7 protein-coding genes and 1 pseudogene are annotated in these 5,235 nt (G+C 62.4%); 5 read left to right on the forward strand and 3 right to left on the reverse strand.

What is annotated here, in order from left to right; translation table 11 throughout:
- Window positions 1–233 (forward strand): hypothetical protein (locus tag APY03_RS16300; RefSeq protein ID WP_232324295.1); only part of this gene is annotated, 233 nt, incomplete at its 5' end.
- A gap of 42 nt (window positions 234–275) precedes the next feature.
- Here the strand turns inward: APY03_RS16300 and APY03_RS16305 are convergent.
- Window positions 276–575, reverse strand: a complete 300-nt coding sequence (locus APY03_RS16305; protein WP_068678228.1) for a type I restriction endonuclease subunit M — start codon at window positions 573–575, stop codon at window positions 276–278.
- Complete coding sequence (locus APY03_RS16310) at window positions 572–778, reverse strand: hypothetical protein (RefSeq protein WP_068678229.1); 207 nt, start codon at window positions 776–778, stop codon at window positions 572–574. The genes APY03_RS16305 and APY03_RS16310 overlap by 4 nt, the downstream gene beginning before the upstream one ends.
- Before the next feature lie 327 nt (window positions 779–1,105).
- Between APY03_RS16310 and APY03_RS16315 the strand changes: the two genes are divergently transcribed.
- From APY03_RS16315 to APY03_RS41540, 4 genes are read left to right on the forward strand one after another with little or no spacing between them, the layout of a single operon-like run.
- The gene (locus tag APY03_RS16315; RefSeq protein WP_146039403.1) at window positions 1,106–1,681 is read left to right on the forward strand and encodes a hypothetical protein; all 576 of its coding nucleotides are present in this window, start codon (window positions 1,106–1,108) and stop codon (window positions 1,679–1,681) included.
- Window positions 1,678–3,060, forward strand: a complete 1,383-nt coding sequence (locus tag APY03_RS16320; RefSeq protein ID WP_068678231.1) for a 7-cyano-7-deazaguanine synthase — start codon at window positions 1,678–1,680, stop codon at window positions 3,058–3,060. Before APY03_RS16315 ends, APY03_RS16320 begins: the two co-directional genes overlap by 4 nt.
- Window positions 3,057–4,244, forward strand: a complete 1,188-nt coding sequence (locus tag APY03_RS16325) for an XRE family transcriptional regulator (protein ID WP_068678232.1) — start codon at window positions 3,057–3,059, stop codon at window positions 4,242–4,244. The genes APY03_RS16320 and APY03_RS16325 overlap by 4 nt, the downstream gene beginning before the upstream one ends.
- The gene (locus APY03_RS41540) at window positions 4,219–4,845 is read left to right on the forward strand and encodes a hypothetical protein (RefSeq protein WP_146039402.1); all 627 of its coding nucleotides are present in this window, start codon (window positions 4,219–4,221) and stop codon (window positions 4,843–4,845) included. The genes APY03_RS16325 and APY03_RS41540 overlap by 26 nt, the downstream gene beginning before the upstream one ends.
- 24 nt (window positions 4,846–4,869) lie before the next feature.
- On the opposite strand, the pseudogene APY03_RS16335 reads toward APY03_RS41540, so the two are convergent.
- Window positions 4,870–5,235 (reverse strand): annotated as a pseudogene (locus APY03_RS16335) (hypothetical protein); the annotation flags it as partial.

Genomic DNA, 5,235 nt, shown 5'->3' on the forward strand with positions numbered 1-5,235 from the left:
GAAACGTCGCGGTGATCGAGTTGAAGCTCAAGGGATCGCAGGCGGACGCTCAGGAAGACTTCGAGAGCCTGGTGGCGATGATGGATGTGCTGGCATACCCCATCGGCATCTTCGTGAACATCGCATCAGGTCATACACACGCGGGCGCGCTCCCGGAGACCGCGAAGGGTCGCATCACCTGCTTCGCTGTCTTGCTGGAAACAGATGGCGTCAAGGTGTTGAGAGAACCTTGACGAAGGGAAGCCCGACCTTGAGCCGGGCTTCGTTCTTCATGGTCAGTATTCCTCCGGCAGGAGGATGGTCGTTACCGCGCGATCAGCCTCGGTGATGATCCACAGGCAGTTGTCGCCATGCCCTGCGCACGGCTTCGCCGGGTCGATCGCATAGGCCGAGAGAATACGCAGTCCTGCCTGCAAGGCCTCGGTGTTTGTGGCGGCATCTTCAGCGCAGACACATCCCCAGTCCCCGGTGACATGCCTTGCAAGGATTTCGAGGAGCTGCCCCGGGTAACGCGCAGCATCGAGCGCACCGGGCGTTGCCACGATCTGCCCGAGAGGGAAGAGAGGGGCGCTCATCGCGCCACCTCTGCACCGGTGCTGTCCTCGGCCTTCGGCGGCATCAGCACGATGCGCCCCTGGATGGGGAGAGCATTCAGCTCGATGCTGAAGCCCTCGCCGTGCTGGTGCGGCCACGCGGACCCGATGCGGGTCCAGAAGGCTTGCTTGCCCTCGCCGGTTACAGCGTAAGCGATGAAGGCGGGTTTCTTGGTGGTCGTCATGTCGTTCTCCTTTCATTGAGCGTTGCGACGTGACGGGACAGGCACGGGGGGTTAAGCAGACAGGGTCATGGGTCGCCCGGAACTGCACAAGCCCGAGGTACGAAGAGGCGCGGAAGCGAGGACGATGCGAAGCACCCGCCCTTTGAACAGGGCTGCGCCCCGTGCAGGATCACGACAAAGTGCAATCGATCAACAAGAAAAGGCAGAAAACGAACCACGACGACAGCCGCCACCGCCGCGCGTGACCAGGCTCGGGTCAGGGCAGGAAATAATCGTGCTTGACATTGTCAGTCTTTTAATTGAAGATGCCTGACATTGGAGGTGCTGATGAGCGATGGCCCTTATAGAAGCTTGCCGATGTCCCGCGGATGGAAGCGGCTGGCTGAGTTTGCAGAGAACGCAAATTTCGACCGTACTGACACCAGCGCGGCGGCTAGCCATGCTCTGAAGACCACGTGGGGCAATGAGGTCCCCGCCATCGTGGTCAAGGGCCTCCGAGACGTGTTTCTGGAGCGCGAGCCCGGACTTTTTGCCGACACGCGCCTTGCAAAGATCGAGGCGGTGGTCAGCGATACCGCAGGCTACGGGCTTGGCCGCCTGCTTACCGCTCATGCCTCTTCCGTCCTGGCTGAGGGGCTCACGGGTGAGGCCGGTCTGGCAGAAACGACGAGACGCGCACTCGAGTCGTATGCCGCGCGGGCTGCGCGCCAGATCGAGGAGCACTACTGCCGCAAAGCATCCGCGCGTTTGACTCAGCAGGTGCGTACCCGTATTTCAGAGGCCATCGGCACCGCTGACATCCCCGCGCTGGCCCGCCAGTGCGCCGGGCTGGAGCCGCGTGCGCGGCGGGGCAGCAGTATCCGGAAGCATGCCGACATTGACGAAGGAGTACCGCTGTCATGAAACGTGACGATGACCGGGCCACGGCCCCATCCTTGCGCGTCGATGTCGTCGAGAGCGGGCAGCGCCCGCGCCGCGGACGCATGCCCTGCGAGATCGGTGGCGATTTGACGTTCTCAACGGATCACCTGGAGAGCTACTGCCTGGCGCAGTGGGAGCCGGTGATCTTCGATGCACTGGTGGTCGCTGGGGCTGTCGAGTTCTGCGACCGCATTCAGCGACGCAAGACGCAGCACTGGGGCCGCATCTTTGAACTCTGCATTCCGGTCCATGATCCTGATCGCTGGAACGCCGCTCCCGTGATCGCAAGCCTCAAAGACGCGCTCGAATTTCTGACCGGCGATCGCTGGGAGATTTCCTTCGTCGCACGGAAGGCACCCGCGTACGTGCCGCATCAGTTTCCGTTCGACCTGCCAGGGGATGCGCGGGCTGTCATCCCGTTCAGCGAGGGCCTCGACTCCCGCGCGGTAGCGGGCTTGATGCACCGCGAGATGGGTGACGGCTTGATCCGTGTGCGGCTCGGCACCAAAGAATTCCTGCCTGTCGTCGGGGCATCAGGCGAGAAGCAACCTTTTACTTCGATCCCCTATCGGGTGAAGCCCAAGACGGGCGAGTTTGGCGAATCGAGCGCGCGCTCGCGCGGCTTCAAATTCTCGATGGTGAGCGGGATCGCCGCCTACATGGTCAAGGCAAACCGGATCATCGTGACCGAGAGCGGCCAGGGCGCGCTCGGGCCTGTGCTGGTGGCAGTCGGCCAAGGCTACGAAGACTATCGCAGCTATCCGCCCTTTATGGACCGGATGGAAGTATTCATCAAGGCCCTGTTCAATCACCGCGTACAGTTCGAGTTCCCGCGGCTCTGGCACACCAAGGGTGAAACGCTCGCAGCCTTTGCGGGCGAGTGCGCTGACGGCGCGTCGTGGAGTACTACCTGGTCGTGCTGGCAGCAGAACCGGCACTCGTCCGTAGCCGGGCACAAGCGCCAGTGCGGCATATGCGCCGCCTGCATGCTCAGACGCCTGAGCGTCCACGCGGCCGGACTGAGCGAAGTGCCAGAGACCTATGTGTGGGAGAACCTCTCGGCCCCCACGTTTGAAGGTGGCGCAGCGCCCGCGTTCGAGCACATCACGAGGGCGCAGCGTGAATACGCGATCGCGGGCACGCTTCACCTTGATCATCTGGCGACGCTGCAGAAGTCGCCGATGAACAAAGGAATGATCGACCTCACCGTCTCCCAGCTCAGCCGCTCCCGTGCGCTCCCGGAAGACACGGTCCGCGGCTCGCTGAACCGTCTATTGAATAAACATGAAAGTGAATGGATGAATTTTGTCGAGGCCCTCGGGCCGAACTCCTTTGTGGCGAACTGGGTGGCAAGGCCATGACCGAATCCCCACTCAGTCTGATCGCGCCCGCCGACCTCGGGGAGCGCCTGCGACTCGCCCGAGAGGCTGCGCACATGACGCAGAAGCAGGCGGCGGACGCCATCGCGGTTGCGCGTACGACGCTGGTTGCGATCGAGCAGGGACAGCGTCGTTTGCGCATTGACGAGCTACAGCAGCTTGCCAAGGCCTATGGCATGTCTGTCAACGCCATCCTGCGCCGCGAGGCGGTGCACGTAGACCTGATGCCGCGGTTCCGTAAACTCGTCGATGCCAAAGATTTCGCTGCAGCAGCGGCGACCGAATTACTCGCGAGCCTGGCCCGCGCCGAAGTCGAGCTGGAGAACGTGCTGGGTGTGAAGCGCGCACGCAGCTACCCTCCCGAGCGTCCGATCCTTCCGGGCGACGTACGAGTGCAGGCGGAACAAGATGCGCTTGAGCTGCGGCAGCGTCTGGGATTGGGGTTCGCACCGGTCGCGGACATCGTGACGCTGCTGGAGATGGAGCTTGGCATACGGGTGTATGTGCGACGCTTTGAAGGGTCCGTGTCGGGTGTGTTTGTCTTCGACGAAACGCTCGGGGCGTGCATCCTGCTCAACGCCAACCATCCGCGCGAACGCCGAAATCAGACCGGCGGGCATGAGCTGGGGCACTTCATCTCTGTCAGGCACGAGCCGGAGGTCCTGCACGCCGACGAGCCGGAGAACTCGCGTGAAGAGCGTTATGCCAATGCGTTCGGGCGCTCCTTCCTGACGCCTGCCGGTGCCGTGCGCCAGAAATTCCAGGAGGTCACGGCGGGCTCTACTCATCTCACGCGCCGCCACATCATTGTTCTGGCGCATTTCTTTGGCGTGTCGCGGGAAGCTATGGTCCGGCGGCTTGAAGAGCTGGGCCTAACCAAGAAAGGCACGTGGGACTGGTTTGTGGCAAACGGCGGCATCACCGACGAACAAGCGCTGCAGGTTCTGGGCGATCTCCGCGTGTCCGATCGCCACAAGGCAGAGGCCGATAAGCCGACGACGCTGCGGCTCAATTTGCTGGCAGCCGAAGCGTATAGGCGAGAACTGCTGAGCGAAGGACAGCTCGCGCGGCTTCTCCATCTTGATCGCATCGAGCTTCGCGAGATGCTGCAAGACATCGAGTTGCAGGAGGATGAGGCCGATGGCGCTCCCACCCTCCTTATCTGAAGAGCCGTCACTGCTGATCGCTGACACAAGCGTTGTTATCAACCTCAATGCGACCGGCTGCGCCGAGACGATCCTCAAAGCACTGCCGCACCGCATTGCGGTTGTCGATGTGGTCGTTGACGAAATCGAAGGCGGCGTGCGGAAAGGTCGTCAGGACGCTATCAAGCTGGCCGCGTTGCTTGATTCGCGCCTGATCGAGGTCGTAAAGCTCGGGCAGCAGGGCCTCGTCCATTTCGAGAATCTCGTCGTCGGTCCTGCGGGCGAGACCCTCGACGACGGAGAAGCAGCCACCATTGCCTTCGCGGCAGATGTAGGTGCACGAGCGCTCATTGATGAACGAAAAGCACGCCGCCTCGTCGCTGAAAAATATTCGGCTGTACATCTGGGATGCACAACGGATCTCTTGACGCACCGCGAAGTCGAACGCGCCTTGGGAGCTTCGGGGCTTGCGGTGGCGGTCCACGCCGCCCTTGTCGGCGCGCGCATGCGTGTGCTGTCTCACCACATGGATTGGGTCGTGACCCTTATCGGTGATGCACGCGCATCCGTCTGTCCCTGTTTGCCTGAAGCGATCCGGAGGCAAGCGCAGGCAAGGCTCTGACCTCGTACACGACTCTTAAACGGGCTACCTCGCTGGCAAGATTTCGACGAGGCCGATGAGGTCGGCTGAGTAGCTGCCATCACCGTTGGCTGCACCTTTGTGCTTCAGCTCGCGCTGCAAGGTGGGTTCGACCACGCGGGCGAACAGGTCGATACGCTGCGCGGGCAGGAAGATCGGTTTGCACTCCACACCGTGAAAGCAAGCATCGGACTGCCGCTCGACCGCGGGAGCACGCGTCCCGTCTTGCTTGACTGCAATGGGTTGCATCACAACGCGGCGCTCGCCGTTGCCCGTGGACGCTTCGACGATCCATAGGGACAGCAAGACCGGAGCGTCCACGTTGCCTGCAACGTATGCGTCTGGCCAAGTCACCTTGCCGCCAAGCGGGCG

The sequence above is a fragment of the Variovorax sp. WDL1 genome (genome assembly GCF_001541225.1).
Classification (GTDB): Bacteria; Pseudomonadota; Gammaproteobacteria; order Burkholderiales; family Burkholderiaceae_C; genus Variovorax.

Excerpts from the sequence above, each read along its gene's own strand:
- APY03_RS16305 (WP_068678228.1), bottom strand. The coding sequence starts at position 575 with ATGAGCGCCCCTCTCTTCCCTCTCGGGCAGATCGTGGCAACGCCCGGT.
- APY03_RS16310 (WP_068678229.1), bottom strand. The coding sequence starts at position 778 with ATGACGACCACCAAGAAACCCGCCTTCATCGCTTACGCTGTAACCGGC.
- APY03_RS16315 (WP_146039403.1), top strand. The coding sequence starts at position 1,106 with ATGAGCGATGGCCCTTATAGAAGCTTGCCGATGTCCCGCGGATGGAAG.
- APY03_RS16320 (WP_068678231.1), top strand. The coding sequence starts at position 1,678 with ATGAAACGTGACGATGACCGGGCCACGGCCCCATCCTTGCGCGTCGAT.
- APY03_RS16325 (WP_068678232.1), top strand. The coding sequence starts at position 3,057 with ATGACCGAATCCCCACTCAGTCTGATCGCGCCCGCCGACCTCGGGGAG.
- APY03_RS41540 (WP_146039402.1), top strand. The coding sequence starts at position 4,219 with ATGGCGCTCCCACCCTCCTTATCTGAAGAGCCGTCACTGCTGATCGCT.